Raw genomic sequence first — 25627 nt, 5'->3', positions numbered from 1 at the left:
CGGGCGTTGGCCTGCCCGAGACTCGTGCGCAACCGATCGTTCACCCCACATCGAACGAGTAGGAGCCCCCCATCATGTCGCGTTCCACGACCGCCAAGTCCGCGAAGTCCTCCAGGAGACTCGTGGCCCTCGCGCTCGGACTCGGCCTGGCGTCCGCCGCGCTGGGCACCGCGATGCCGGCGAGTGCGGCCCCGGACACCGGGTCGGCCGCCTCCACCACCGCCGTCGCCCGGTACACGGGCTCGGCCGGGCACGCCGCCGACAACCAGGCGTTCTTCGACGCCGTGCTGAAGTCGGTCGCCGAGAAGCAGGCCGCCCACCCGAACCTCAAGTCGGTGACCGTCTACTACAACGCCTCCCAGGCGCCGAGCTTCCGCTCGCAGATATCGAGCGCCGCCTCCATCTGGAACAGCTCCGTCTCGAACGTGAAGCTGGCGGCGACCTCGGGCCAGGGCGACTTCGCCTACTACGAGGGCAACGACCCGTCGAACGGGTCCTACGCCTCCACCGACGGCCACGGCAGCGGCTACATCTTCCTGGACTACTCGCAGAACCAGCAGTACGACTCGATCCGTGTCGTCGCGCACGAGACCGGGCACGTGCTCGGGCTGCCGGACCACTACAGCGGCCCGTGCAGCGAGTTGATGTCGGGCGGCGGCCCCGGCCCGTCCTGCACCAACCGCTACCCGAACTCCACCGAACGCTCCCGGGTGAACCAGCTGTGGGCGAACGGTCTGGCCAAGGCGCTGGAGAAGGCCGTCAGCGTGCGCTGACGCCCGGCGGCGGCCGGCCCCGCACGACCCGCGCGGACCGTGGCCCGGCCACGGTCCGCGCGGCGTGTTCCGGCCACCGCCCCTCCCGCGCTCGGTCCCGGCGGTACTGTCGCACCGTGCGGGCCCGCCGACGGTGCGGGCGGGCACGGCGCACGCTCCGCAGCGGGGCGGCGCCGAGAGCGGTGCACGTCCGAGGCGGCGCGCGCACCCGCACCGCACCGCACGTCGCACGACGAGGCACGAGGGGGAGACACCGCATGAGCAGTCCGACCGGCCGAAGCGGCCAGGACACCGGGCCGCGCGACCGCACGGGTCAGGCCGAGGCCTTCGACTCCATCGGGGAGCGCTACGACGCGGCCTTCCCGCACAAGGACGGCCAGATCGAGGCGACGGACTGGCTCGTGGCGTCCCTGCCCGCCGGGGCCCGGGTCCTGGACCTCGGGTGCGGCACGGGCGTGCCGACCGCCCGGCGGCTGACGGAAGCGGGCCTGGACGTCGTGGGCGTCGACCTGTCGGCCAGGATGGTCGCGCTGGCCCGTGCGCAGGTGCCCGGGGCGCGGTTCCATCAGGGCGACCTCGCGGACGTGAGACCCCACGGCCCCCTCGACCTGGGCCGGTTCGACGCGGTCGCGGCCTTCTTCTCCCTGCTCATGCTGCCCCGGGCGGAGATCCCGGGCGTGCTGTCCTCGGTCCGTGAACTGCTCGTGCCCCGGGGTCTGTTCGCGCTCTCGATGGTGGAGGCCGACGCGGACGACCTGCCCGTCGCGTTCCTCGGCAGCACGATCCGCGTCTCCGGTCACCCGCGGGGCGAGCTGCGCGCGGTGGTGGAGGGGGCCGGCTTCGAAGTCGTGGAGGAGTCCTCCCGCTCGTACGCGCCCAGCGCCCCGGACCCCGCCGACGGCCCGGGCGCACCGCCCGAGGTGCAGCTCTTCCTGCGCTGCCGGCGGCTCGGTTGAGGCACCGGCAGCCCGTTCATCCCGACGTCGGACGCAGGACCAGGCACACGAAGCCGAAGCAGTCCCGGTAGACGCGCAGCCATTCGTCGCGGTGGGCGTCGGCGACCGCGAGGGCCTCGGCGCTGCCGGGGTCGGCGGGGTGGTCCAGCGCCCACGCGGCCAGCGAACCGGTCCACGCCCATTCGTAGGCGTCCAGTTCCGCGCGCGAGCTGATGTGCCCGCCGACGGGTGTCCAGCCGTCGGCCGTGACGGTGTCCATGACGGCCGGGAGTCCGCCGAGGTCCCCGAGCATCTCCACGGCCTCGGGGGAGGGCGCCCGCTCCCAGAAGCCGTCCCCGATCAGGACCCGTCCGCCCGGTGCCAGATGGCGGCGCGCCGCCTTTAGGGTGGCGCGCAGTCCGCCGAAGGCGTGCGTGGCCCCCACGCTGAGCACCACGTCGAAGGCGTGCGCGGCGGTGAAGCCGGCCGCGTCCTCGTGGTGGAGCACCAGGCGGTCCTGCACACCGAGGGTGTGTGCGGCCTCCCGGGCGCGGGCCAGGGCGACTTCGGAGACGTCCACCCCCTCGGCGCGCAGCCGGGGGTGCGCGGCGAGCGCGCGCAGCAGCCACTCGGCCCCGCCGCAGCCCAGGTCGAGCACCCGCGCGTCCTCGCGGGGCAGGACGCGGTCCAGCAGCAGGCACACGGAGTCGTCGTCGAGCGGGGCGGCGACCGGATGGCCGGCGTGGGCGAGCAGCGAGATCTGGGCACGGTTCACCGGCGGAGCGTGACACGGGCCGCAGACCCGGCGCATCCGCTTTTCCGGCGGCCGGGCCGGCAGCGCACCGGCGGGGAAGGATTTTCCCGGACGAAGGGAGGCATGGCGGACCCGCCGTGGAGCGCACCGGGCGCCCCGGGCACACTTTGGGTGTCGCACTCCCCTGACCAGAGGATGATCAACGGATGATTACGCTGACGAAGGACGACGGCCCGGCGGACCTGGACGGTGTCACGCACCTGTCCATCGGAGTGTCCTGGGACCCCACGGCGGGCGCCAGCGGAGGCGTGATGGGCATGCTCCGCAGAAAGACGGGCACGGACCTGGACCTGATCGCCATCGCGATGCAGGGCGGGGACCCGGTGCGGCTGGCGGGTCTCGACTCCCTCGACCCCATGGGCAACGGGTCCCTGGTGCACAGCGGTGACAACCAGACCGGCCGGGGCGACGGCGACGACGAGACGGTGACCGTGGAGTTCGCCCGGATCCCGCAGCAGATCACCTCGATCGTCTTCGTGGCCGCCGCCTTCAAGAAGGGCAGCTCCTTCCAGAAGGCGCGCAACATCAGCTTCAAGGTGTACGACGCGACGGGCGGCAGCTCCCAGCAGGTCGCCGACATCTGGCCCAGCCTGCTCACCCAGGACAACGGCTGCGCCGTGGCCAAGGCGGTGCGCGTGGGCGGCTCGTGGAAGCTCGAGGTGATCAACGTGACCGGCAAGATCAAGCAGGGCGACGAGCACGCCCTGATGCGCTTCGCCGTGAGCAAGTGACCCCGGGGCCGGGACGCGGGAGCCCCGGCCGCCGGCTCAGCTCCGCCGGGCGCGGTGGAGATCGCGGATCAGGGCGATCTCGGCCCCGTGGTGCAGCACTTCCTGGTTGACCCACCACACGATGTCGATGAACGGCTCCTGCGGATCGCTGCCGTGCGGGTAGGTGCAGTACCCCACGGTGTCGAGCGCGTCGTCGTCCACGCTCAGCAGTGCCCGCCGCCAGGCCGCGGCCGCGGCGTCGAAGGCCGCCACCGCCTCCCGGGCGCTGCCGGGAACCGGATGGACGTCCCGGTCCAGGGTGTGCGAGCCCGCCGTGTGATCGGCGCGCAGCGCCAGCATCTCGCCGAGGTGGCTCAGCCGCCAGGCGATGGTGGTGAACGGCGGCGGCCACGGGTGCGGGTACGGCGCGGCGTCACGCCCCCACGCGCCGGCGCCGGCCAGCAGCGTGGCCCGCGGTCCGGGCCCGTCCGGCCGCCGGCGCACCGACCAGCAGGCGGGCACCGGTTCCCAGAAGTACTCCTCGTCGGTCATGGGCGAGACCTCGGTCCCGGTCCCGTCTCCGCTGTCCATGACGGGACCCGTCAGCCGGGCGCTCAGACGCTCGCGCGCGAAGTCGAACTGTGCCAGCAGGGGGACGAGGCGGGGCGGGACCACGGGACACTCCTGGGTGGGCGGGCCGCCCCCCGGCGGGGCGGCCGGCCCGCCACACTGGCACAGCGGCCCGGGCGCCGCACCCGCTTTTCCACCGGCCCCGACAGCGGACCGGTGCGCCACCGGGACGGGTGTGCCGCGGGGCGGTGTGCCGTAGGGCCGGTGTGCCGCGGGCGCGGCCCCGCCGGTGGCGGGGCCGCGCGGGCGGTCAGTTCAGCGCGGGAGGACCGGCCTGGGCATCCGTGCCCCACGCGGACGGTGTGCCGCCCACGGTGAACGCCAGCGACCGCATGTGCCGCAGGTCGTCCGTCGTGAGGTACGTGCGGCCGTACGCGGAGCCGTCGACACGCGCCGACCGGATGTAGTGCCGGGCGTCCGAGGTGCCCGGCGCCGTGATGGTCAGCGAACCGTGCGGGTAGTAGCGCCGGTCGAGGGTCAGGTCCACCCGGTCGAAGACCGGGGTGGACAGGCCCCAGGTGCCGTAGCCGGGCTGCACCGGGAAGACACCGATCGACGAGAGCACGTTCCAGGCGGACATGGTGCCCAGGTCGTCGTTCCCGGTCATCCCGGTCGGGGTGTCCGTGAACAGGGTCAGGGCGGCGTGCACCACGTCGGTCGTCTTCCACGGCTGCCCGGTCGACAGGTATGTGTAGGGCGCGATGAGGTCGGGCTCGTTCTGCGGGTTGTACTTGTCCGCGTTGTAGTAGTCGTACGGACCGTTCACCCACACCTCGCGGGCGGTCTTCGCGGGGTCCTTCACGAGCTGGTCGTAGGCGAAGAACGAGTCCAGCCGGTCGTTGGCCGCCTGCTTGCCGCCGATCAGGCCGATCATGCCGGGCAGGTCCTGCGGCACCAGCCACTGGTACTGCCAGGCCGTGCCCTCGTGAAACCCTTCGCTCCGGGCGGGATCGGCCGGTCCGGTGAAGGCGCCGGAGGCGTCGCGGGCCCGGAAGAAGCCCGTCGAGGCGTCGAAGATCCGCCGGTAGTTCTGCGCCCGCGCGGCATAGCGGGTCGCGTCCGCGTCATGGCCGAGACCGCGGGCCATCTCGGCGAGCACGGCGTCCGACAGGGCGTACTCCAGTGTCGCGGACGGGCCGTGGTCGTAGTCCGAGTCGCCGGGCTTGGCGTGCGGGCGGCCCTTGACGTAGGGCGCGAAGCCGTCGGCCAGGTACTCCTTGTTGGCCTCGCGGCCCACGGCCGGGGAGCCGGCGGGCGGGACGCCGTCGGCGTTCTTCTTCAGGGCCCGGTAGGCGCGGTCCTCGTAGCCCTTGAGCAGGCCCTGCTGGTAGGCGTTGGTCAGGAACGGGGTGACCGGGTCGCCGGTCATGATGTTCGTCTCGACCGTGCCGTAGCCCCACTTGGGCAGCCAGCCGCTCTCCTCGTCGATGTGGATGACGGAGATCGCCATGTCGCGCGCCTCACGCGGCGCGAGCAGCGACAGCAGCTGCGACTGGGTGCGGTAGGTGTCCCACAGCGACCAGTTCTGGTAGTAGGTGAAGCCCCGCGCGCGGTGCACGCGCTGGTCCCAGCCGGTGTAGCGGCCGTCGGCGTCGCTGCCGACGTTGGGCGCGAGGAACGACCTGTACAGGGACGAGTAGAAGGTGCGGCGGAGCGTGTCGCTGCCGCCCCGCACCCGGACGTCGTCCAGCCGGTCCTCCCACGCGCGCTGTGCGGCCTCGCGCACCTTCTCGAAGGAACGGCCGCCCTCGGCACGGAGGTTGAGGGCGGCCCCGCGCGCGTCGACGTAGGACAGCGCGGTGGTCGCCTCCACCGTGCGGTCGTGGGTGGTGTCGAAGCGGACGTAGGCACCGTCCTGCCCGGTCCGGGCCCCGGCGGTCACGGTGGAGCCGTTCCAGGTGCCGTACGCGGTGAAGGGCCGGTCGAAGCGGGTGATCGTGTACACGGTGTACGGCTTGGTGTCCTGGCAGAAGCCGCTGCCCGTGATGGCGGTGCGCACGGTCCGGTTGTCGAGCACCTCGACCTCGGTGGAGAGCGTCCGGTGCAGCGACTGGCCCGCGTCGAGCAGGACGTTGGCCTTGTCGGTGGCCGGGAAGGTGTAGCGCTGCACGCCCGTGCGGGCGGTCGCGCTCAGCTCGGCGTCGATGCCGTTCTTCAGCCCGACCTTGTAGTAGCCGGGGCTCGCCTTCTCGGTGTCGTGGCTGAACTCCGCCTGGTACTTGGCGTAGTCGGTCTCGGTGACGTCCCCGGTGGTGGGCAGCACCGGCAGGTCGCCGCCGAGGCCGCACCCCACCCCGGAGAGGTGGACGAGCGAGAAGCCCCGGATGTGGTTCTGGGAGTGGTCGTAGCCGGTGTTGTGCCCGGTGTCCGGGGAGAACTGCACCATCCCGAACGGCACCGCCGCGCCCGGGTAGGTGTTTCCCTCGTTCTCGGTGCCGATGAACGGGTTGACGAGATCGGTGAGCGGGGTGTCCCGGACGCCGGCGGCCTGGGCCGCCGGCGCGGCCAGGGCGGCGCCGAGGAGCGCCGCCGCCGTCACGGCCGTTCCCGCGCGGCGTATGCGCTGGATCCATCTCATGGGCGTCAGCCCCTCTCCGCGAGCAACCGGACAACGTTGTCAGAAGCGGCGCTCATTCTTCGTCCTGTGCGTGTACTCGTCAAGAGTGGGTGCAGGCGCCGTGGGCGGAGGCGGTCGCCGGGGTCGGTCGCGTGGGCGAGGGCGGGCCGGGACGTGGCGGATCCGTCCCGGCCCCTCGCCCACCGGCCTGCGGCCGGGGCTGCTTGACAGTGCGTCGGCTGTCCGCGCGGGCTGTCCGCCGGTCTTTCGGCAGGCAGCTGTCGACGCTGCCCCGCGGGCCTGCGAGCCGCCCGGCCCGGACCGCCGCGAGGCCCCGCGGTCCGGGCCGGCCGCTTCCCTCGCTCGCGCCCTCGGCCCGGGCCCCGTCAGGCGGAGCGCAGGACGTCCTCGCGGCGGACGGCGTGCGCGAAGGGCAGTCCGGCCGCGTAGCGGGCCAGTTCGTCGGCGGCGGCGGCCGCCATGCGGTGCAGCTCGCCGCCGAGGGAGCCGGCGACGTGCGGGGTGAGGACGACGTTGGGCAGGTCGTACAAGGGCGAGTCGGCGGGCAGGACTTCGGGGACGGTGACGTCCAGGACCGCGTTGAGCCGGCCGGTGCGCAGTTCGGCGACGAGCGCGTCCTGGTCGACGAGGGAGCCGCGGGAGGTGTTCACCAAGGTGGCGTCGTCGCGGAACAGGGCGAGGCGGCGGCGGTCGATGAGGTGCCGGGTGGAGGGCAGTTCGGGGGCGTGCACCGTGACCACGTCGCTCGCCGCGCACAGCTCGTCCAGCTCCACCGCGCGGGCACCGAGCGCGGCGGCCTCGGCGGCACCGACGTAGGGGTCGTGCAGCAGCAGGTCGAGGTCGTGGGGGCGGAGCAGTTCCAGGACCCGGCGGCCGATGCGGGAGGCGCCGACGACGCCGACCGTGCGCCGGTAGTTGCCGGCGCCGGCGTAGGCCGCCTGCCAGTCGTGGTCGGCGCGCCGGGTGCGGTAGTCGTCCCGGATGCGCAGCAGCTGTTTGTTGGCGAGCAGTACGGCGGCCACGGTGTACTCGGCGACCGGCAGCGCGTTGGCCCAGGCGGCCGAGGTCACCTCGATCCCGCGCCGCCAGCAGGCCTCGGTGATGTGGTGCTTGACCGAACCGGCGGCGTGGATGACGGCACGCAGCGCGGGCGCCCGGTCCAGGACGGCCTCGTCCAGCGGGGGGCAGCCCCAGCTGCTGACGATGACCTCCGTCTCGCCCAGCGCGGCGGCGGCCCGCTCGGCCGTGAAGTCGTCGACGACGAGGCCGGGGTCGAGGTCGGCGAGCGTGGTGAGCCGGGCCAGGGTGGCCGGGTCGATCAGCCGGGCGGCGAGATCGGTGTGCATGGCCAGCAGCGTGCGCGGGCGCCGGGGGGCCGGGGCCGGCTGGGCGGCGGGTGCGGTCGGGGGGTTGGACACTCGGTTCTCCGGTACGTGTGCGGCAGGGTTTGACGTCACTTGACGCTGCCTGCGGTGAGGCCGGCCTTCCAGTGGCGCTGCAGGGCGACGAAGGCGATGACCAGCGGGACGATGCCGAGCAGGGAGCCGGTGACGACCAGCGGGTAGTACTCGGGGAAGGCGTGGGACTGCGTGTTCCAGCTGTACAGGCCGAGGCTGACCGGGAAGAGCCGGTTGTCGGAGAGCATCACCAGGGGTAGGAAGAAGTTGTTCCAGATGGCGGTGAACTGGAACAGGAAGACCGTGACGAAACCGGGCATCACCATGCGCAGGCCCACCGACCAGAACGTCCGCAGCTCCCCGGCGCCGTCGATGCGGGCCGCCTCCAGCACCTCGCCCGGCACGTACCCGGCGCAGAAGACACGGGCCAGGTAGACCCCGAAGGGGTTGACGAGACTGGGGACGAAGACGGCCCAGAAGGTGTTGACGACGCCCAGCTCGGAAGCCAGCAGGTACATCGGCAGCGCCAGCGCGGTCGTCGGCACCAGCACGCCGAGCAGCACCAGGCCGAAGAGCTTCTCCTTGCCGGGGAAGGCGTAGACGTGGAAGGCGTATCCCGCGCACACGCACACCAGCGCGCACAGCACGGCGCCGATCCCGGCGTAGAGCAGGGAGTTGAGGTACCAGCGGAAGTAGATGCCGTCCCCGGCGGTGGCCAGGGCGTGCAGGTTGGCGCCGAGGTGCCAGGTGGAGGGGGACAGGGAACGGCCGCCGAGCAGGTCGCCGGTGTTCTTGGCGGCGGCGGTCAGCAGCCAGCCGAGCGGCAGCAGGGTGTAGGCGGTGGCCAGCACCAGGGCGCCGTTGACGGCGGTCCTGGACAGGGACCAGGGGCGGCCGCGCCCGTGGGCGGCACCGGTCTGTGCGGTGGCGGTGGTCATGCGGCGGCCTCCGTGGCGTGCTGGGACCGGGCCCGCTCGCCGCGGCCGCGGGTGGCGCGGGTGACGACGAAGGAGAGCGCGGCGGCGGCCAGGGCGAGCAGGACGGAGGACGCGGCGGCCAGGCCGTAGTCGTGCCGCTCGAAGGCCGCGGTGTAGGCGTACATGTTGGGGGACCAGGTGGAGACGACGCTGGGTGTGGTGCCGTGCAGGATCATCGGCTCGGTGAACAGCTGCAGCGAGCCGATGACGGTGAACAGGCCGACCACCGTGAGCGAGGAGCGGATCAGGGGGATCTTGATGCTGAGCGCGGTGCGCAGCGGCCCGGCGCCGTCGACCACCGCGGCCTCCAGGACCTCGCGCGGGATGGCCTGCAGCGCGGCGAAGAAGATCACCATGTTGTAGCCGGTCCACTCCCACACCGCCATGTTGACGACGGCCGGCAGGGGGTGGCCCAGCAGATCGCTCTGGCCGCCGAAGGAGTTCAGGGCGCCGATGACGGGGCTGATGCCCGGGGTGTACAGGTACACCCAGACCAGTGCGGCGATGGTGCCGGGCACCGCGTGCGGCAGGAACAGCGCGAGCTGGAAGAAGCGGCGGGCGCGCACCAGCGCGGAGTCCAGCAGCAGGGCGAGGACGAGGGCCAGCGCCATCATCAGCGGGATGTACAGCAGGCAGTACTGGAGCAGGTTGGCGAAGCCGCCGCGGAAGGCGCTGTCGCCCAGGGCCCGGGTGTAGTTGCCGAGGCCGGTGAAGACGGTCTCGCTGCCGCCGAAGCCGAGACCGGAGCGGTGCTCCGTGTACAGGCTCAGGTAGACGGCGTAGCCGATCGGCACCAGGGTGGCGGCGGTGAAGAGCACGAAGAACGGGGCGAGCAGTACGGCGGGTGCCCCGTACCGCCGCCGCCGGACGGCAGCGGTACGGGCGGGCGCGGCGGCCGCCGCGCGGGCGGCCGTGGGAGCGGTGGGCGTCATCGGGCGGAGACCTTCAGACCGCGGGTCCTCATCTCGGCGACGGTGTCCTTCTGCGCGGCGGCGAGCGCCTGGGCGATGGTGCCGGAGTTGGAGGAGAGCTTGCCGAAGGAGTCCTTGAGGGAGTTGTTGGTGACGCCCATCGCCGGTCCCCAGGTCCACTTCTGCCCGATGGACCGCGCGGCGCTCTTGTAGACGGCGTAGATGTCCTGGCCGCCGTAGAAGCCGGTGGAGAAGGCCTTCGCGGCGACGGGGACCAGCTCGGGGTCGGCCGGGTAGGCCGAGGAGTCACCGGAGGAGATCCGGGCCTGGATGCCCTGCGCGGTCGTGGTGGCCCAGGTGGCGAACTCCACGGCCGCCTTCGCCTTCTTGCTGTCCTTGGAGACGGCGAAGGTGCTGCCGCCGAGCATCCCGCTGGCCGGCGTGCCGTTCCAGGAGGGCAGCGGGGCCACGGCCCACTTGCCGGACTGGTCCTGGGGGAGGGTGCCCTTCAGCACGCCGCCGCCCCAGGAGGCACCGAGGTAGCCGGCGGTCTGCCCCTTCTGGAGCGAGGCCGTCCACTGCTGGCTGAACGAGGGCTGCACCCGGACCAGGTCGTCGTCGATCATCTTCTGCCAGTAGGCGGCGACCTTCTGGGTGTCCGCCCCGTCGAGACCCACCTGCCAGGTGTCGCCCGAGGTGCCGAACCAGGGAGCGCCGGCCTGCCACGCCATCGCCTCGAAGGTGGTCGGGTCGTCGGGGAAGAAGGTGGCGATGCGGCTGCCCGGCTCCGCCTTCTTCAGCTTCTGGGCGGCCGAGCGGAACTCGTCCCACGTCGTGGGCGCCTTGATGCCGGCCTTGGCGAACAGGTCCTTGCGGTAGTAGAAGGCCTGCGGCGCGGCGTCCAGCGGGAGCGCGTACGTGGCGCCGCCGAGCGTGGTCAACTGCACGGCCTGCGGCAGGTACTTGGCCTTCAGGTCGGAGCCGACGTACTGGCTGATGTCCTGGATGGCGCCCTGGCTGACGAAGTCGGGGAGCTGCGGGTACTCGACGTTGAAGACGTCGGGGGCGTTGCCCGCCTTGACCGCGTTGGACAGCTTGGCGTAGCCGCCGGCCGCGCCGGAGGGGATCTCCTCGTAGGTGACGTGGACGTCCTTGTGGGAGGCGTTGAAGGCGTCCACCACCTGCTTGGTCCCCTTGGCCCAGCCCCAGAAGGTGATGTCGGCGGGCTTGCCCGCACCGGCCGACGGCCCGTCGTCACCCCCGCCGCAGGCGGCGAGGAGGGTGGCCGACAGAGCGGCGGCGGTGAAGGCGGCGGCGGCGCGGAGGGCTCTGCGACTGCGGGCAGGGGCAGCGGACATGGCTCGGCTCCTGGGGAACGAGACGGGTGGAAGGTACCCGGTGGGAACCGGCGGCGACGAGACCTGCCGGGCTCCGTGGCCGTCGGGCCCGGGTAGGCACATCTTGAGAACACATCCGATCGAAGTCAATACCTTCCGATCGAACGATCGAGTCTGATCAGTGGTGTCAGGGGAACATAACGGTTCATTCCTCGCTTTTCTGGACTTCACCACCCTGCCATCCGATCATTCGATCGTCCGCATTGACGATCGATCGCACGCCTCCTACATTCGGCATCCCCGAGCCAGGAGCCCTCGCCATGCCGCACCCGCCCTTCCCGCCCGAGGACCGCGCACTCAGCCCGTACACCGGGTGGACCCGTGCCCACTGGGAGACGGCGGCGGACCGGCTCCTCGGCGCGGCGCTGCGGCACGCCGGCCCCGAGCACGCCCTGTTGGCACTGCCGGGCCCGCGCCCGAGCTGGTCCGGCCCGCGCTCGGACGCGCTGGAGGGCTACGCCCGTACGTTCCTGCTGGCCGCGTTCCGCGTCGCGGGGGCCGGCGGCGGGGACCCGCTGGGACTGCTCGGCCGGTACGCCGAAGGCCTCACCGCCGGCACCCGCCGCCCCACGACCGACCGGGAACTGACCGGACGCGACCCGGTGAGCTGGCCGGCGGTCACCGACCGGGGACAGGCCATGGTGGAGGCGGCCTCGGTCGCGCTCGCCCTGCGCCTGACCCGCCCGTGGCTATGGGACCGCCTTTCGGGCCCGGAGCGCGCCCGCGCGGCCGACTGGCTCGCCGGCGCCCTGCGCCACACGCCCGTCGACAACAACTGGTGGCTCTTCCAGGTCACCGTCGGCGGTTTCCTCGCCGAGGCGGGCCACCACACCGAAGCCGCGGAACGCGCCGTGGAGCAGGGCCTGGCCCGCATCGAACGGTGGTACCTGGGCGACGGCTGGTACACCGACGGCCGCCCGCGCGCCGTCGACCACTACAACGGCTGGGCCTTCCACCTCTACCCGGTCCTGCACGCCCACCTGTCGGGCGACACGGACCTGCTCGACCACTACGGCACACGGCTCGCGGCCCACCTGCGCGGGTACGCGCACACCTTCGGCGCCGACGGGGCCCCGCTGCACCAGGGCCGCTCCCTCGTCTACCGGTTCGCCTCGGCCGCCGCGCTGTGGGCCGGCGCCCTGACGGACCACAGTCCGCTGACCCCCGGCACCACCCGGCGCCTCGCCTCCGGCGCCTTGCGTCACTTCCTCGACCGGGGTGCCACGGACGAGGACGGCCTCCTCACGCTCGGCTGGTACGGCCCCTGCCCGCCGCTGGTGCAGCCCTACTCGGGGCCCGCCTCGCCGTACTGGGCGAGCAAGGGCTTCCTCGGCCTGCTGCTGCCGGCCTGCCACCCGGTGTGGACCGCGGCCGAGGAACCCGCCCCGGCACAGCGGGCCGACACCGTCCTCGCGCTGCCCGCGCCGGGCTGGCTGGTCCAGTCCACCGCCGCCGACGGGCTCGTACGCGTGCACAACCACGGCAGTGACGACCAGCCGGCCGGCGAAGTGCTGCCGGACGATCCGCTGTACGCCCGCCTGGCGTACTCCACCGCCACCGGCCCCGTCCTCGAGGGCACCGCCGACAACCACTTCGCGCTGCTGGCCGGCGACGAGGCGAGCGAACGGGGCCCGATCCGCCCGCTCGGTGCCGGTCCCGGCTGGGCCGCCTCCAGCCACCGGCCCCGCGTCGCCGGCGCCGAACTGCCCGGTGTCACCGTCACCTCCCTCGTCCTCGCGGCCGGCGACCTGGAGGTGCACGCGCACCTGGTCCGCGGCGCCGCCACCGGTACCGGGGTCCGGCACACCGGGTGGGCCGTGGCCGGGCACGCGGTGCGGACCACGTCCGACGGCGGGCGGGCGCGGGCCCGGGCCGAGCGCGGAGAAGGGGCCGCGCTGCTGTCCGAGGGCGTCGCGCTGCACGGCTTCCACACCGCCCGGGCACGGCGCCTGCCCGCCGGAACCGCCTTCGGGCCGTCGGCGGCGGTGCCGGTGCTGACCGGCACGGTCACCGGCGAGCAGTGCCTGTTCGTCTCGGCGATGCGGCTGACCGGTACGGACACCGCCGCGCCGCCCGCCGTGCGGATCACGGCCGAGGCCGTGCCGCAGGGGCACCGGCTGCTCGTCCGCCTGCCCGGCGGCGACCGCGAGGCGCTCTTCCGCGCCGGCGCGGTGACCGTCACCCCGGCCCGGGGCGGGGCCCGGCAAGCGGGACAGCTGAGGTGACGGCCAGGGTCAGGAGCGGCGTCCGGGGGTCACAGTCCCGGCCCGTCGTAGGCGCCGCGGTCGGGCTTGGCCGTGGCCGAGACCGGGGTGCCCCAGTAGTCGCGGCCGCCGTTGTCCGCGACGACACCGCCGTTGCGCAGCGCGGGTGAGGTGGCCTTGAGACGGTAGCCGTCGGCGGAGGCGAGGGTGTCGCCGCCGGTGCCGGGGGTGACGAAGCCCGGGTCGCCCGCGATGCCGTTGGCGGTGGGCCGCGGCACACCCTGGAAGACGTTCCACTGCCAGGAGACGCCGGGTCCGGTGGGCAGCCGGGAGTCCGCGCCGCCCACCCAGATGTTGTTCTCCAGCAGGCTGTCGGCGGGCACGGAGACGTCGAGCTTCCTGCCCGGGCAGTAGACGACGTTGTTGTAGAAGCGCAGCGCCGAACGGCCGCCCCCGGCACCCACCATGCGGCAGTCGTTCTGGGAGACGTTGTAGCGGACCACCTCGGTCGCCCCGCCCACGGTGCCGCAGCCGTCGCAGTCCAGGAAGAGCCCGCCGGCGTTGTCGCGGCTGAAGTTGTACTGCACCGTGCAGTGGCCGGTGTTGCCCCAGTCGCAGTCGAACGCCTCGCTGTCGTAGGCCGACATGACGCTTCCGTACACGACGTTCTTCTGGATCACCGCGTCGTGGTCGCCGAGCACCCAGATCCCGGCGAAGTTGCCGCCGGTCCACGGGTAGGCGCCGGTACCGAGACCGGCCGCGGTGTTGTACTCGATCAGCGGTGACTCGGCGTAGGAGACGATGATGCCGTCGCCGCCGACCGCGCTGACCGTGTTGTGGTCGACGAGGACGTTCTGGCCGAGGCGGGTGTTGACCGAGCCGACACGGACCTTGATGCCGCCGCCGCCGCAGTTGGCGACCCGGGTGCCGTGGACGTGGACGTCGCTGAGGAGCGACCCCGTGCCGGACGCGCCCGTGCGGATGCACGCGGACAGCGAGAACGCCGTCGCGTGGGAAGCCTTGTCCGTCTCGCCCGCCACCTTGTCGACGATCAGACCGTCCACGTCGAACCCGGAGTGCGTGCGGCCGTCCGTGGACTCGATGAGCAGCCCCTGCCGCTGCGCGGGAGCACCGGCCGGATCGGTCAGTTCGAGTGCTTTGATGCTCCAGTGGTCCTGATTGGTCAGGTGGAGGGCGTTCTCCGCCCCGTCCGCGTCGATGACCGGGGCGGGGCCGGTGCCGTAGGGGGCGATGGTGACGGGTACCTGCGCGGTGCCGCTGCCCCGCGGCGCGAGCGTGCCGTGGCACGTCGTGCCCGAGGCGACGGCCAGGGTGTCCCCGGGCCCGAAGGTGAGGGCGTTGACGGAGGCCAGGGAGTTGTACGGAGCGTCCTGCGTGCCGGTGCCGTCGGCGGCCCGCGAGCAGTCCAGGTGCACGATGGTGCCGGTGCCGGTGCCGGTGCCGGTGGCGGCGGGGGAGACGGCGGAGGCCGGGGCGGGCGCCGGGGCGGCGGGGTAGGCGGTGGCGGGGGAGGCGATGAGGGCGCTCGCGGCGGTCAGGGCGGCCGCGACGAGGCCCGTGCCCAGGGATCTGATGCTCATGGAGAGGCTCCTCCTGCGCTGGTCGGGGGCCCAGAAGCTAGGAGCACGGCATGACCGCGTCAATACAAATGAACCAGGTGATCGAATTTCGATCAAAAATCGATCTAACGAATGATCCTCCCGGCTGCTTGAGCAGTAGATCACTCTGAGATCGAATGATATTCTTCGAGGGACGTCGGACCGATGAGAAGGGGACCGCCATGTCGATCGCGGCGGACGAGCGCCGGACGCGGATCCTGGAGATCGTGCGCAAGCTCGGCACGGTCCGGGTGACGGACCTCGCGGCCCGTCTGGACCTGCCGGCGGTCACCGTGCGCCGCGATGTCGCCGCCCTCGCCGACGGCGGACTGCTGCGCCGTGCGCACGGCTCGGTGTCGGTGCCCGAGGAGCGCTTCGGCGTGCCGGTCGACGGCCGCACCCTGGGTCTGGTCGTGCCTGCGGTGAGCCACACGGTCAGTCAGTACTTCGACGAAGTGATCGCCGGGGCGCGTGCGGCCGCCGCCGACGCCGGAGCCCATCTGGTGCTCGGCATCTCCTCCTACGACTCCTACGACCCCGGCGCGGACCGCGCCCAGGCCGAGCAACTGCTCAGGTCGGGCGCCGAAGGGCTCATGCTCACGCCCAACTGGACGTCGACGGACAACCCCCAGGACTGGCGCTGGCTCCACGAACTGCCCGTCCCCACCGTGCTGGTGGAACGCCGGGCCGCCACCGGGACGCCCGCCGCGGAACTCGACTCGGTCAGCTCCGACCACCACCACGGAGTGCTGCTCGCCCTGCGCCACCTGTCCGCGCTGGGCCACGAGGCGGTCGTTCTCGCCGCCCGCCGCGACACCTGGACCGCGATGAAGGTGCGCAGCGGCTACGCCGAGGCCTGCGAGTCGCTGGGGCTGACACCGCAGCCGGTGATCGACATCGACGACCCCGCCACCGCTCCGGAGCTGGTGAGCCGGAAGCTCGCCGAGGGGGCGGAGAAGGGGGTGCGGGCCGCACTGGTGCACAACGACCAGGACGCCATCCAGCTCCCGGCACTGCTGCGGGCGCGGGGCCTGTCCGTCCCCGAGGACCTGGCGCTGATCAGCTACGACGACGTCTTCGCGGCCCTCGGCGCGCCGCCGCTGACCGCCGTGGCCCCGCCCAAGAGGGCCGTCGGCGCCGCGGCCGTCGACCTCCTGCTGCGGCGGCTGCGCCACGGGGCGTCCCTCCCGGTCCACCGGGTGGAACTGCTTCCCGAGCTGAAGGTCCGCGCGTCCTGCGGGGGCGACTGAGCCCCGTCCCGGCCGGTGCGACCACCTGCGCGACACACCCGCCGGAGCTGAAGCGTACGGACGTACACTCCGGAGCGTACGATCGTACGCATGGACGCCTACTTCGCCGACGACCCCCGCACCCACCGTGAGCGGATGCTCGCGGGTGACCTCTACATCGCCGACGACCCGGAACTGGCCCGCCAGGCCCAGCGGGCCGTACGTCTGGTGGCGGCGTACCAGGCCGCCTACGCCGAGGACATGGAAGCGGCCCGTCCGCTCATCGAGGAGCTGCTCGGGGGTCTCGGCCCCGACGCCCATGTCCGGCCGCCGCTGTGCGTCGACTACGGGAGCCACATCACCGTCGGCGCGCGGACCTTCGTCAACCACAACCTCACCGCTCTCGACGTCGCGCCCATCACCATCGGCGAGGACTGCCAGATCGGGCCGAACGTCCAGCTGCTCACCCCCGTCCACCCCCTGGAGCCGCGGCCCCGCCGCGACAAGCTGGAGGCGGCCCGCCCGATCACGATCGGCGACAACGTCTGGCTCGGCGGCGGCGTGATCGTGCTGCCGGGAGTGACCGTCGGGGACGACAGCGTCGTCGGCGCCGGCGCCGTGGTCACCAAGGACATTCCGGCCGGTGTGGTCGCAGTCGGCAACCCCGCCCGGATCACCCGCACGCTCTAGGAGGCTCCGTGGCGACCGGACACACCGACCCCCGGCGGCGCGAGCGCATCATCGCGGCCGCTCTGGACCTCATCGCCGAGGAGGGCGTCGCCGGGACCTCGCACCGCAAGGTCGCGGCCCGCGCGGGCGTCCCTCTCGGGTCGATGACGTACCACTTCCGGAACATGGACGAACTGCTGCGCGAGGCGTTCGCCGGCTTCACCGCCGGGGCCGTCGCCCGCTTCGAGGAGCACCTCGGCGCGGCCGCCACCCCCGACGAGGCGAGGGCGGCGGTCACCGACCTGGTGCACCGGATCTCGGACGGTGACGAGCGGGACCTGGTGCTCACCCACGAGCTGTACACCCTGGCCGCCCGGCAGCCCGCGTTCCGGGAGCTGACCCGAGCCTGGATGCAGGCGAGCCGGCGGGTCCTGGGGCGGCACTTCGACCCCGTGACGGTGCGTCAGCTCGACGCGCTCATCGAGGGCCTGTCCATCCACCGGGCGCTGGACACCGCACCGCACGACCGGGCGCTGACCGCGGACGCGGTCGCCCGGATCACCGCGTCCGCCTCCGCCCCCCGGGCCGCCTCCCGGCCCGCCGAGGCACCCGCTCCCGGCGCGGAGCGGGTCACCGGCCGAGGCGCCCAGGCTGCCGCCGACCGGGGTGACGAGTAGGCGGACCTCCCGGCCACCGGACCGATCTGCCTGCGGACTATTGGCAATCCATTCATCAGCCCATAGTCTGCATAGCCATATGCAGTCGGTCCGAGCGCTCGCCCGGCCAAGCGACATCGTCCAGCGCCTACCAGGACGGAGCAGTACATGGCCCAGGCAATTGTGGAACGGCGATCCATCGACGTCGTCCCGGACGAGGAGCGCCACGGTACGGCGTTCTCGCAGTTCACCCTCTGGCTGGGGGCCAACCTCCAGATCACGACGGTGGTCACCGGCGGCCTCGCCGTGGTCCTCGGCGGCGACGTCGTCTGGTCGCTGCTCGGCCTGCTGGCGGGCAACCTGCTCGGCGGCGGGGTGATGGCCCTGCACTCCGCCCAGGGGCCCCGGCTCGGGCTGCCGCAGATGATCTCCTCCCGGGCACAGTTCGGGGTGCGCGGCGCGGTCGTCCCCCTGGCGCTGGTCGTCGTGATGTACGTCGGCTTCTTCGCCAGCGGGTCGGTCCTCGCCGGTCAGGCCGTCGGCAAGCTGACCCATCTCGGCCCGGTGCCCGGCATCATCCTGTTCGCGCTGGTCACCGCCGTCATGGCGACCGTCGGCTACCGCGTCATCCATGCACTGGGCCGGGTGGCCAGCGTCGTGTGCGCGCTGAGCTTCCTGTACCTGGGCGGCAGGCTCCTGAGCAGGATCGACCTCGGGCACGTCGCGCACCAGCACCACTTCACCCTGCCGATGTTCCTGCTCGCCATGTCCCTGTCGGCGTCCTGGCAGCTGGCCTTCGGCCCCTACGTGGCGGACTACTCGCGCTATCTGCCGCGGACGACCTCGCCCCGGGCGACCTTCGGCTGGACGCTCGCCGGGACCGTGCTCGGCGCCCAGTGGTCGATGGCCTTCGGCGTCGTGGTGGCCGCGACCGCCGGCACGGCCTTCCTCGACGACCAGGTCGGCTACGTCGTGAGCCTGGGCGGCGCGGGCCTGATCGCGTCCTTCCTGTACTTCGTCATCGCGCTGGGCAAGCTCACCGTCAACGTGCTCAACACCTACGGCGGCTTCATGTCGATCGTGACCAGCGTGAGCGGATTCCGCGGCCGGCGGGTCCTGTCGCAGCGCGGCCGTACGGCCTACATCGCGGCCATCATGGTCGCGGGCACGGCCGTCGCGCTCGCCGGACGGAACTCCTTCCTGGACTCCTTCGCCGACTTCCTGCTCTTCCTGCTGACGTTCTTCACCCCGTGGTCGGCGATCAACCTGGTGGACTACTACCTCATCTCCAAGGAACGCTACGACCTGCCTGCCCTGTCCGACCCGCACGGCCGCTACGGCGGCTGGCGCTGGGAGGCCCTGCTCGTCTACGGCATCGGACTGGCCGCCCAGTTCCCGTTCCTGTCCACGAGCTTCTACACCGGTCCCCTCGTCGGCCCGCTGGGCGGCGCGGACATCTCCTGGATCGTCGGCCTGGTCGTCCCGGCCGTGCTCTACCGGTTCCTCGGCGCACGGCGGAACCGCCCGGCGCCCGCTCCCGGTTCCGGCAGCCCGGCGGAGGCGTCCGGTGCGGCCGGCGGTACGCGCCGCCCGCTCGCGCCCACCGACCCGGCGGCCGCCGCCCCCGCCGCGCCGCAGGGGGAGTGACCGGCCGCGCGGGCGGCCCGGCCGCACGGACCGCGTGACCCGGCCGAGACCCCTACGGCGAAACTGCTCCGGGCCGGGCGCTGCGCACCGGGCCCGCCCCGGCGCGGGTCACCGGCGGGGCGCGGACGGCAGCACCTGGAGGGTGCCGCCGACCGCGCGCTCGCCCGTCGCGTCCGAGGGGTGGGTGACCAGGACACCGCCGACGGCCATGGCGGTGGAGCCGCCGCCGTCGAGGGCGAGCGCGTCCACGGCGCCGAGCGAACGCATGAACGAAGCGGCCTCCTGCAGGGTGAAGCCCTCGCTGCCGCCGCCGGTCCGGCGGCCGTCCACCGTCGCCAGGATCAGCCGGCCCCGGGCGTCGACCCCGGCCATGGTGCGCGGCTGGCGGGCGTTCGCCCAGGCGTAGCCGAACGACAGGTCCCGGGGGTCCACGACCCCCTCCGTCGCCGCGTCGATGTCCGTACGGCCGCGGCGGACCAGGGTGGGGGCGGCGCTGACGATGCTGTCGCCGCGCCCCAGCCGCACCGGCCGGCCGGCCGTGTCGCGGACGTCCGCGCGGACATCGATCCGCTCGCCCCGGTGCGCGTGAGCGGTCAGCCAGCCGGCGGCCGGGCCGATTCCCTGGACGACCGTTCCGTGCGCCGGGACCGAGCCGCCCCGGGCGCCGGCCGACACCACGCGGCCCGCCGCGTCCAGCACGGCCTGGGCGCCGGGACCGGTGGGCAGCGGAGCGCCGAACTCGTCGGTGAACAGCACGAGTTCGTCGGAGATGTGGCAGGTCACGTCCTGCCAGGGCCGCTCGCTGGGCGTCACCCCCGGACGCCCGCAGTCGCGGACGAGCCCGGGTGTCCGGTTGATGCCCTGGACGTCGTGGCGGCGCGCACCCGCCGACACCGTGACGGCCGTCGTCAGGTCCGCCACCCGCGCCCGCTTCCCCCCGCCCTCGACGATCAGCGCCGCCCGGGAGCCGGCGGCCATGGACTGCAGGACACCGTCGTCCGCGCTGAGGCCCGACTGCGTCCCCTGGACGCCGTCGGCGTCGGAGGTGACGAAGAACCCTGCGTTGACCCCCACCAGGGAGCCCAGTCTCGCGGCGACCGACGAGGTGGTCGCGCGCTGGGCGACGTTGCCGTCGTGGGTGCCCCGGACGGTGCCCGTGAACCTGCGCGGGTCGATGACGGCGACGTGCACGTTCTGCCGGTCGGCGGGCTGGTCGGCGTCGTAGCCCGTCCAGTCGACGGCGGTGTGGAAGCCCGCGGCCGTCACCGCCCGCGCGACGGTGCGTGCGGCGGCCTCGGTGGCGTACGTGCCGATCCTGACCCGCAGGCCCATGACGCCGTGCGGGGTGTCGGAGTACACGGGCCAGTACACCTTCTCCACCCGCGGCGGGTGGCCGGCCGCCCGCAGGCGCGCGGCGGTGTCGTCGGCCCAGTACCGCGTGCCCACCGGCGCCCAGGTCGCTGCGCCGCTGAGGCGGCCGGTGGCCGGCGCCTGGACCGTGACCGTCCACACCGGCTCGGCGCCGGTGTGCCCGAGGGCGGCACTGCGCACCTCGACGCCCGGTGCGAGTGCGGTGGCCGTCCACCTGACCGCGGAGGCGGCCGGGCCGCCGGCGGCGGTGCCGGGCACCGCGGCCCGGGCCGTTCCCCACAGCCCGCCCGACGTGACGACGGCGAGCGCCGCGGCGGTGCTCAGCAGGACTCGCACCCGTGCGGCGGACCTGTGCTGGAGACCCATGACGTCCTCCCTCTCCGATGGCTGTGCCGGCTGGGACGGCCGCGGCCGCCCGGGCCGTGCCGTGCCGCCGCCTGTTCCGACCGATGAGAACCGGCGGGCGCAGCAACCGCTGCTCCCGGCGGTGACGGCGCGGGGAACACTCGACGAACAGCTGTGCGGCGAGTACGGCGCCCCGCCCGGCGCGGGACGGCGACCCCGGGGCCCTCCGCCCCGGGCCGGGCCCCGGGCGGTCCGCCCCGCAACGGACCGGGGAGCGGCCCGTCCCGGGGGCGGACTCCGAGCGTCGCAGACAGTGAGAGATCTGTCACCGTATGTGCGCACGGCAGTGCCGCCCCGGACCGCGAACGGCGCGCCGGGCGGACCGCGACGGGCGCGCCGGGCGGTGCGTGAAGAGCGCACATCGGGGCAGCCGACCCACCACAGAGATTGCCGATCTTCAGCGAAATGCCAATACATTACAAACAGCGGAAAACGGACGAACGGCGAGTGAACGGGCAAGGTGGCGTGGTCATGGATGTGACACCCGACGGACAGGCCGGCCCCTCCAGCGGGGAGCGCCTTCGGGAGACCGTCGCGCACCTGCCCCAGCAGGTCCGCGACGAGCTGACCCGCAGACTGAGGCGCAGCCGGCGCGCGCTGCGCAAGGAGGACGTGCAGGTCGTCGAGCCGCCCCTGCTCAGGCGCGCGGTCGGGGCCTCCGCCCTCGGCAACTGCATGGAGTGGTTCGACTTCGGCGTCTACAGCTACCTCGCCGCCACCATCGGGAAGGTCTTCTTCCCCGGCGCCTCACCCGGCGCGCAGGTGATCTCCTCCTTCGCGACCTTCGCCGCCGCCTTCGTGGTGCGCCCGCTCGGCGGCCTCTTCTTCGGGCCCCTCGGAGACCGCCTCGGACGGCAGAAGGTCCTCGCCACCACCATGATCATGATGGCGGCCGGCACGTTCGCCATCGGCCTGATCCCCAGTTACGGCACGATCGGCATCGCCGCGCCCGTGCTCCTGCTGCTCGCCCGTATGGTCCAGGGCTTCTCCACCGGCGGCGAGTACGGCGGGGCCACCACCTTCGTGGCCGAGTACTCGCCCGACCGCCGCCGCGGCTTCCTCTCCAGCTGGCTGGACTTCGGCACCTTCGTCGGGTACGCACTGGGCTCCGCCCTGGTCACCGCTCTGAACTTCCTGCTCAGCGACGGCCAGATGCTCTCGTGGGGCTGGCGGATCCCGTTCCTCATCGCCGGCCCGCTAGGCGTCATCGGCCTGTACATGCGCCTCAAACTGGAGGAGTCGCCCGCCTTCCAGCAGCAGCTCGACGAGCACGAGAAGAGCCTCGCGCAGAAGTCGGCGGGCAGCGAGTTCAAGACCATCGTCAAGAAGCACTGGGCGGCCCTGCTCATCTGCATGGGCATCGTGCTGCTCTACAACGTCACCAACTACATGGTGACCGGGTACCTGCCCACCTACCAGACGGAGACCCTGCACCGCTCCAGCAGCTCGGCCGACCTCCTGGTCCTGCTGGGCATGGTGTGGATCGTGCTGCTGATCACCTTCATCGGCCGCCTCAGCGACCACGTCGGCAGGCGTCCGGTCTACGCCGTCGCCGCCGCCGCGATGATCGTCCTCGCCGTCCCCGCCTTCCTGCTGCTCAAGATGGACGGCACCTGGCCGCCGATCGCGGGCGTCCTGATCCTGTCCACCCTGCTGGCCTGCTTCGCCGCGCCCAGCGCCGCCACCCTGCCCGCGCTCTTCCCCACCGCCGTCCGCTACGCGGCCATGGGCATCGGTTTCAACTTCGCCGTCGCCGCGTTCGGCGGCACCACCCCGCTGGTCACCGCGGCCCTGGTCAACGCCACCGGCGACGACCTGATGCCCGCGTACTACCTGATGCTGGCCGGCGTCATCGGCCTGGTGACCGTCAAGTTCCTGCCCGAGAGCGCGCAGGTGCCGCTGCACGGGTCGCAGCCGATGGTGGGCTCCGAGGAGGAGCAGCGCGAACTGCTCTCCACCTCCGAGGAGCTGTACCGCGCCACCCGCGGGACGCGATAGGGGCGGGAGGGCGGGGGACGCCCCGCCGGCGGACGGAAGCACCGGGCGGGCCGGTTCCCGCTCCTTTCCTTACCGTCATTTGATAGGACACCTATATAGGAGCGTGATACGAAAGAGGAGTGGACCAGTCGCACTCCGCACCCGGCGCGCAGGACACCGCACGGGCCCTGGCCGACCTGGCCTCGGCGGTGATCAGAGCACTGACGGACCGGCGCGGGCTGAGTCTGACCGCCGCCGCCACACTGGCCCGGCTCGAACGCGACGGCCCGGCCCGGCTGACCGCACTGGCCGCCGCCGAGGGCGTCACCCAGCCGTCCATGACCCAACTGGTGCAGCGGCTGCAGTCGCAGGACCTCGTGGCGCGGGTCGGCGACCCAGGCGACGGCCGGGTCAGCCTGGTCACCCTCACCGGCACCGGCCGTGCCGTCCTCGCCGAGCGCAGGCAGGCCCGCGACGCCCGGCTGGCCGAGCTGCTCACCGCCCTTCCCGCCGAGGACCAGCAGGCGCTGGGCGCGGCGATGCGGACCGCCCTGCCGCTCGTACGGCGGATGCTCGGGGAACGCGCGGAGCAGCCCACGTCTCCCGGACACCAGCCCACCGGGAGCACACGATGACCACCGTCCAGCAGCGCGGCCGCAGGGCGTGGACCGGCGTGGACCACCCCGGCTACAAGTGGGTGGCGCTGACCAACACCACCGTCGGCATGCTGCTCGCCACCATCAACAGCTCGATCGTGCTGATCTCGCTGCCCGGCATCTTCACCGGCATCCGCCTCGACCCGCTCGAACCCGCCAACGTCAGCTACCTGCTGTGGATGCTGATGGGCTACATGCTCGTCACCGCCGTCCTGGTGGTCGCCCTCGGGCGGCTCGGCGACATGAAGGGCCGGGTGCGGATCTACAACGCCGGGTTCCTCGTCTTCACGCTCACCTCGGTGGTCCTCTCGCTGGACCCCTTCCACGGCGGCGGCGGGGCGCTGTGGCTGATCGGCTGGCGCATCGTGCAGGCGGTCGGCGGCTCGATGCTGATGGCCAACTCCGCCGCCATCCTCACCGACGCCTTCCCGGCACGGCAGCGCGGCATGGCCCTCGGCGTCAACATGGTGGCCGGCATCGCGGGCTCGTTCCTCGGCCTCGTCCTGGGCGGCGTGCTCGTCACCTGGAACTGGCGCTCGGTGTTCTGGGTCAACGTGCCCATCGGCCTGATCGGCACCGTGTGGGCGTACAAGTCGCTGCACGAGACCGGTGTGCGCAGGCCGGGACGGATGGACTGGTGGGGGAACGTCACCTTCGCCGCCGGGCTGACGGTGCTGCTCGCCGCGATCACCTACGGGATCCAGCCCTACGGCGGTCACACCATGGGCTGGACCAGCCCGTGGGTCGTGGCCGGGCTGACCGGCGGGGTGGCACTGCTCGGCCTCTTCTGCCTCGTCGAGACCAAGGTGCCCGAGCCGATGTTCCCGCTCGGCCTGTTCCGCGACGCCGCCTTCGCGGGCGGCAACGCGGCCACCCTGCTGGGCGCGATCGCCCGCGGCGGACTGCAGTTCATGCTCATCATCTGGCTCCAGGGCATCTGGCTGCCCCTGCACGGCTACGACTACGCCGACACCCCCCTGTGGGCCGGTGTCTACATGCTGCCGCTGACCATCGGTTTCCTGCTCGCCGGGCCGGTGTCCGGTGCGCTGTCCGACCGGTTCGGGGCCCGGCTGTTCGCCGCGTCCGGGTTCGTGGTGATGGCGGTCTCGTTCGCCGGTCTGCTCGTCCTGCCCAGCGACTTCGGCTACTGGGTCTTCGCCGGACTGATCCTCCTCAACGGTCTCGGCGGGGGCCTGTTCGCCGCCCCCAACACCTCCGTCATCATGTCCAGCGTGCCCGCCGACGCGCGGGGCGCCGCCTCCGGCATGCGGGCCACCTTCCAGAACGCCGGCATGGTGCTGTCCATGGGTGTCTTCTTCTCGCTCATGGTCGCCGGGCTCTCGGGCACCCTTCCGCACACCCTGGCCTCGGGCCTGACCGGCCAGGGCGTCCCGGCGGGCGCCGCCCACACGGTCGCCGAACTGCCCCCGGTCGGCGTCCTGTTCGCCGCGTTCCTCGGCTACAACCCCATCCAGCACCTGCTCGGACCGGACATCCTCGGCCACCTCACCCCGTCCGCCGCCGCGCACCTCACCGGCCGCGAGTACTTCCCGCACCTGATCGCGCAGCCGTTCCACCACGGCCTCGTCGTCGTCTTCTCGCTCGCCATCGCCATGTCCCTGGCCGCCGCGGCGGCCTCGCTGGTCCGCGGCCGCGCGGGCACCCCGGCACCGGCCGTGCCCGTCGCCGGGACCGCCACCGTGCCGCGTCCGGCGAGTCCCGGCTCCGTCCCCGGCACCCGGCCCGCGCCGCGGGAGCATGTACGAGAGGCCGCCGACGGCCCGTCCGCCGGGGCCGCCGTCCTGCACGGCACGGTCCGCCACCCGGACTCCGGCCGGCCCCTCGCCGGCGCCCGTGTCACCGTGCTCGACGCCGGGGGCGAACCGGTGGACTCGGCCACGACCGCCCCGGACGGCACGTACACGGTCAGCGGCCTCGCCCCGGGCGCCTACACCGTGGCCACCGCCGACGGCCCGCCGCTCACCGCCGGGGTCGTCGTCGGCGACGGCGCCACGACCGTCCGCGCCGACCTCGGCCCCGGCCGGCGGCCCGGCTGACCCCGCCGGTGCCAC

General features: G+C 73.1%; 20 protein-coding genes. 11 read left to right on the top strand and 9 right to left on the bottom strand.

Annotated features, from left to right (window positions below; translation table 11 throughout):
* Positions 1-74 precede the first annotated feature (74 nt).
* Both snpA and AC6I72_RS01530 read left to right on the top strand, forming a co-directional pair.
* Positions 75-773: a snapalysin gene (gene snpA / locus AC6I72_RS01535; protein WP_497998842.1), complete on the top strand. Its 699-nt coding sequence runs from the start codon at positions 75-77 to the stop codon at positions 771-773.
* A 257-nt stretch (positions 774-1030) separates the two neighbouring features.
* A complete protein-coding gene (locus AC6I72_RS01530) occupies positions 1031-1729 on the top strand; it encodes a class I SAM-dependent DNA methyltransferase (protein WP_497998841.1) in 699 nt (232 codons plus the stop codon).
* 16 nt (positions 1730-1745) lie between these two features.
* Here the strand turns inward: AC6I72_RS01530 and AC6I72_RS01525 are convergent, their stop codons facing one another.
* The gene (locus tag AC6I72_RS01525; RefSeq protein WP_497998839.1) at positions 1746-2483 is read right to left on the bottom strand and encodes an SAM-dependent methyltransferase; all 738 of its coding nucleotides are present in this window, start codon (positions 2481-2483) and stop codon (positions 1746-1748) included.
* A 185-nt stretch (positions 2484-2668) separates the two neighbouring features.
* Between AC6I72_RS01525 and AC6I72_RS01520 the strand changes: the two genes are divergently transcribed.
* Positions 2669-3253 (top strand): TerD family protein, encoded by a 585-nt coding sequence (locus AC6I72_RS01520; protein WP_497998837.1) that lies wholly within the window; start codon positions 2669-2671, stop codon positions 3251-3253.
* Between the two features lie 36 nt (positions 3254-3289).
* Here AC6I72_RS01520 and AC6I72_RS01515 read toward each other — a convergent pair whose 3' ends face one another.
* From AC6I72_RS01515 to AC6I72_RS01490, 6 genes are all read right to left on the bottom strand, one after another.
* A complete protein-coding gene (locus AC6I72_RS01515; protein WP_497998835.1) occupies positions 3290-3907 on the bottom strand; it encodes a DinB family protein in 618 nt (205 codons plus the stop codon).
* Between the two features lie 205 nt (positions 3908-4112).
* Positions 4113-6440: a GH92 family glycosyl hydrolase gene (locus tag AC6I72_RS01510; protein ID WP_497998833.1), complete on the bottom strand. Its 2328-nt coding sequence runs from the start codon at positions 6438-6440 to the stop codon at positions 4113-4115.
* Positions 6441-6805: 365 nt separating this feature from the next.
* Positions 6806-7786 (bottom strand): hydroxyacid dehydrogenase, encoded by a 981-nt coding sequence (locus AC6I72_RS01505; RefSeq protein WP_498004555.1) that lies wholly within the window; start codon positions 7784-7786, stop codon positions 6806-6808.
* A 107-nt stretch (positions 7787-7893) separates the two neighbouring features.
* On the bottom strand, positions 7894-8775 hold the full coding sequence (locus tag AC6I72_RS01500; protein ID WP_497998831.1) for a carbohydrate ABC transporter permease: 882 nt from the start codon (positions 8773-8775) through the stop codon (positions 7894-7896).
* Positions 8772-9746: a carbohydrate ABC transporter permease gene (locus AC6I72_RS01495; RefSeq protein ID WP_497998829.1), complete on the bottom strand. Its 975-nt coding sequence runs from the start codon at positions 9744-9746 to the stop codon at positions 8772-8774. Before AC6I72_RS01495 ends, AC6I72_RS01500 begins: the two co-directional genes overlap by 4 nt.
* The gene (locus AC6I72_RS01490; RefSeq protein ID WP_497998828.1) at positions 9743-11083 is read right to left on the bottom strand and encodes an ABC transporter substrate-binding protein; all 1341 of its coding nucleotides are present in this window, start codon (positions 11081-11083) and stop codon (positions 9743-9745) included. The genes AC6I72_RS01495 and AC6I72_RS01490 overlap by 4 nt, the downstream gene beginning before the upstream one ends.
* A 299-nt stretch (positions 11084-11382) precedes the next feature.
* Here AC6I72_RS01490 and AC6I72_RS01485 point away from each other — a divergent pair, with 299 nt between their 5' ends.
* Positions 11383-13347, top strand: a complete 1965-nt coding sequence (locus AC6I72_RS01485) for a DUF2264 domain-containing protein (RefSeq protein ID WP_498004553.1) — start codon at positions 11383-11385, stop codon at positions 13345-13347.
* A gap of 29 nt (positions 13348-13376) precedes the next feature.
* On the opposite strand, the gene AC6I72_RS01480 is transcribed toward AC6I72_RS01485, so the two are convergent.
* Positions 13377-14927: a right-handed parallel beta-helix repeat-containing protein gene (locus AC6I72_RS01480; RefSeq protein WP_497998827.1), complete on the bottom strand. Its 1551-nt coding sequence runs from the start codon at positions 14925-14927 to the stop codon at positions 13377-13379.
* Positions 14928-15127: 200 nt separating this feature from the next.
* Between AC6I72_RS01480 and AC6I72_RS01475 the strand changes: the two genes are divergently transcribed.
* The 4 genes from AC6I72_RS01475 to AC6I72_RS01460 all read left to right on the top strand — a co-directional run bounded on the left by AC6I72_RS01475 (position 15128) and on the right by AC6I72_RS01460 (position 19146).
* The gene (locus AC6I72_RS01475; RefSeq protein ID WP_497998826.1) at positions 15128-16195 is read left to right on the top strand and encodes a LacI family DNA-binding transcriptional regulator; all 1068 of its coding nucleotides are present in this window, start codon (positions 15128-15130) and stop codon (positions 16193-16195) included.
* A gap of 90 nt (positions 16196-16285) precedes the next feature.
* Complete coding sequence (locus AC6I72_RS01470; protein ID WP_497998824.1) at positions 16286-16864, top strand: sugar O-acetyltransferase; 579 nt, start codon at positions 16286-16288, stop codon at positions 16862-16864.
* Positions 16865-16872: 8 nt separating this feature from the next.
* Positions 16873-17520, top strand: a complete 648-nt coding sequence (locus AC6I72_RS01465; RefSeq protein WP_497998823.1) for a TetR/AcrR family transcriptional regulator — start codon at positions 16873-16875, stop codon at positions 17518-17520.
* A gap of 147 nt (positions 17521-17667) precedes the next feature.
* Positions 17668-19146, top strand: a complete 1479-nt coding sequence (locus AC6I72_RS01460) for a purine-cytosine permease family protein (protein ID WP_497998821.1) — start codon at positions 17668-17670, stop codon at positions 19144-19146.
* Between the two features lie 108 nt (positions 19147-19254).
* On the opposite strand, the gene AC6I72_RS01455 is transcribed toward AC6I72_RS01460, so the two are convergent.
* Positions 19255-20883, bottom strand: a complete 1629-nt coding sequence (locus tag AC6I72_RS01455) for a phosphodiester glycosidase family protein (protein WP_497998819.1) — start codon at positions 20881-20883, stop codon at positions 19255-19257.
* 510 nt (positions 20884-21393) lie between these two features.
* Between AC6I72_RS01455 and proP the strand changes: the two genes are divergently transcribed.
* The 3 genes from proP (at position 21394) to AC6I72_RS01440 (ending at position 25612) form a co-directional block, all read left to right on the top strand.
* Positions 21394-22920, top strand: coding sequence for a glycine betaine/L-proline transporter ProP (proP, locus tag AC6I72_RS01450; RefSeq protein WP_497998818.1), 1527 nt, complete (start codon positions 21394-21396; stop codon positions 22918-22920).
* A gap of 119 nt (positions 22921-23039) precedes the next feature.
* Entirely contained in the window at positions 23040-23534 is a 495-nt protein-coding gene (locus AC6I72_RS01445; protein ID WP_497998817.1) for a MarR family winged helix-turn-helix transcriptional regulator, read from the top strand.
* Complete coding sequence (locus AC6I72_RS01440) at positions 23531-25612, top strand: MFS transporter (RefSeq protein ID WP_497998816.1); 2082 nt, start codon at positions 23531-23533, stop codon at positions 25610-25612. The genes AC6I72_RS01445 and AC6I72_RS01440 overlap by 4 nt, the downstream gene beginning before the upstream one ends.
* The last annotated feature ends 15 nt before the right edge of the window (positions 25613-25627 follow it).

It is taken from the genome of Streptomyces sp. Xyl84, from assembly GCF_059731885.1.
The sequence above is the reverse complement of the archived record's forward strand: the minus strand, read 5'-3'. Positions and strand labels throughout refer to the sequence as shown.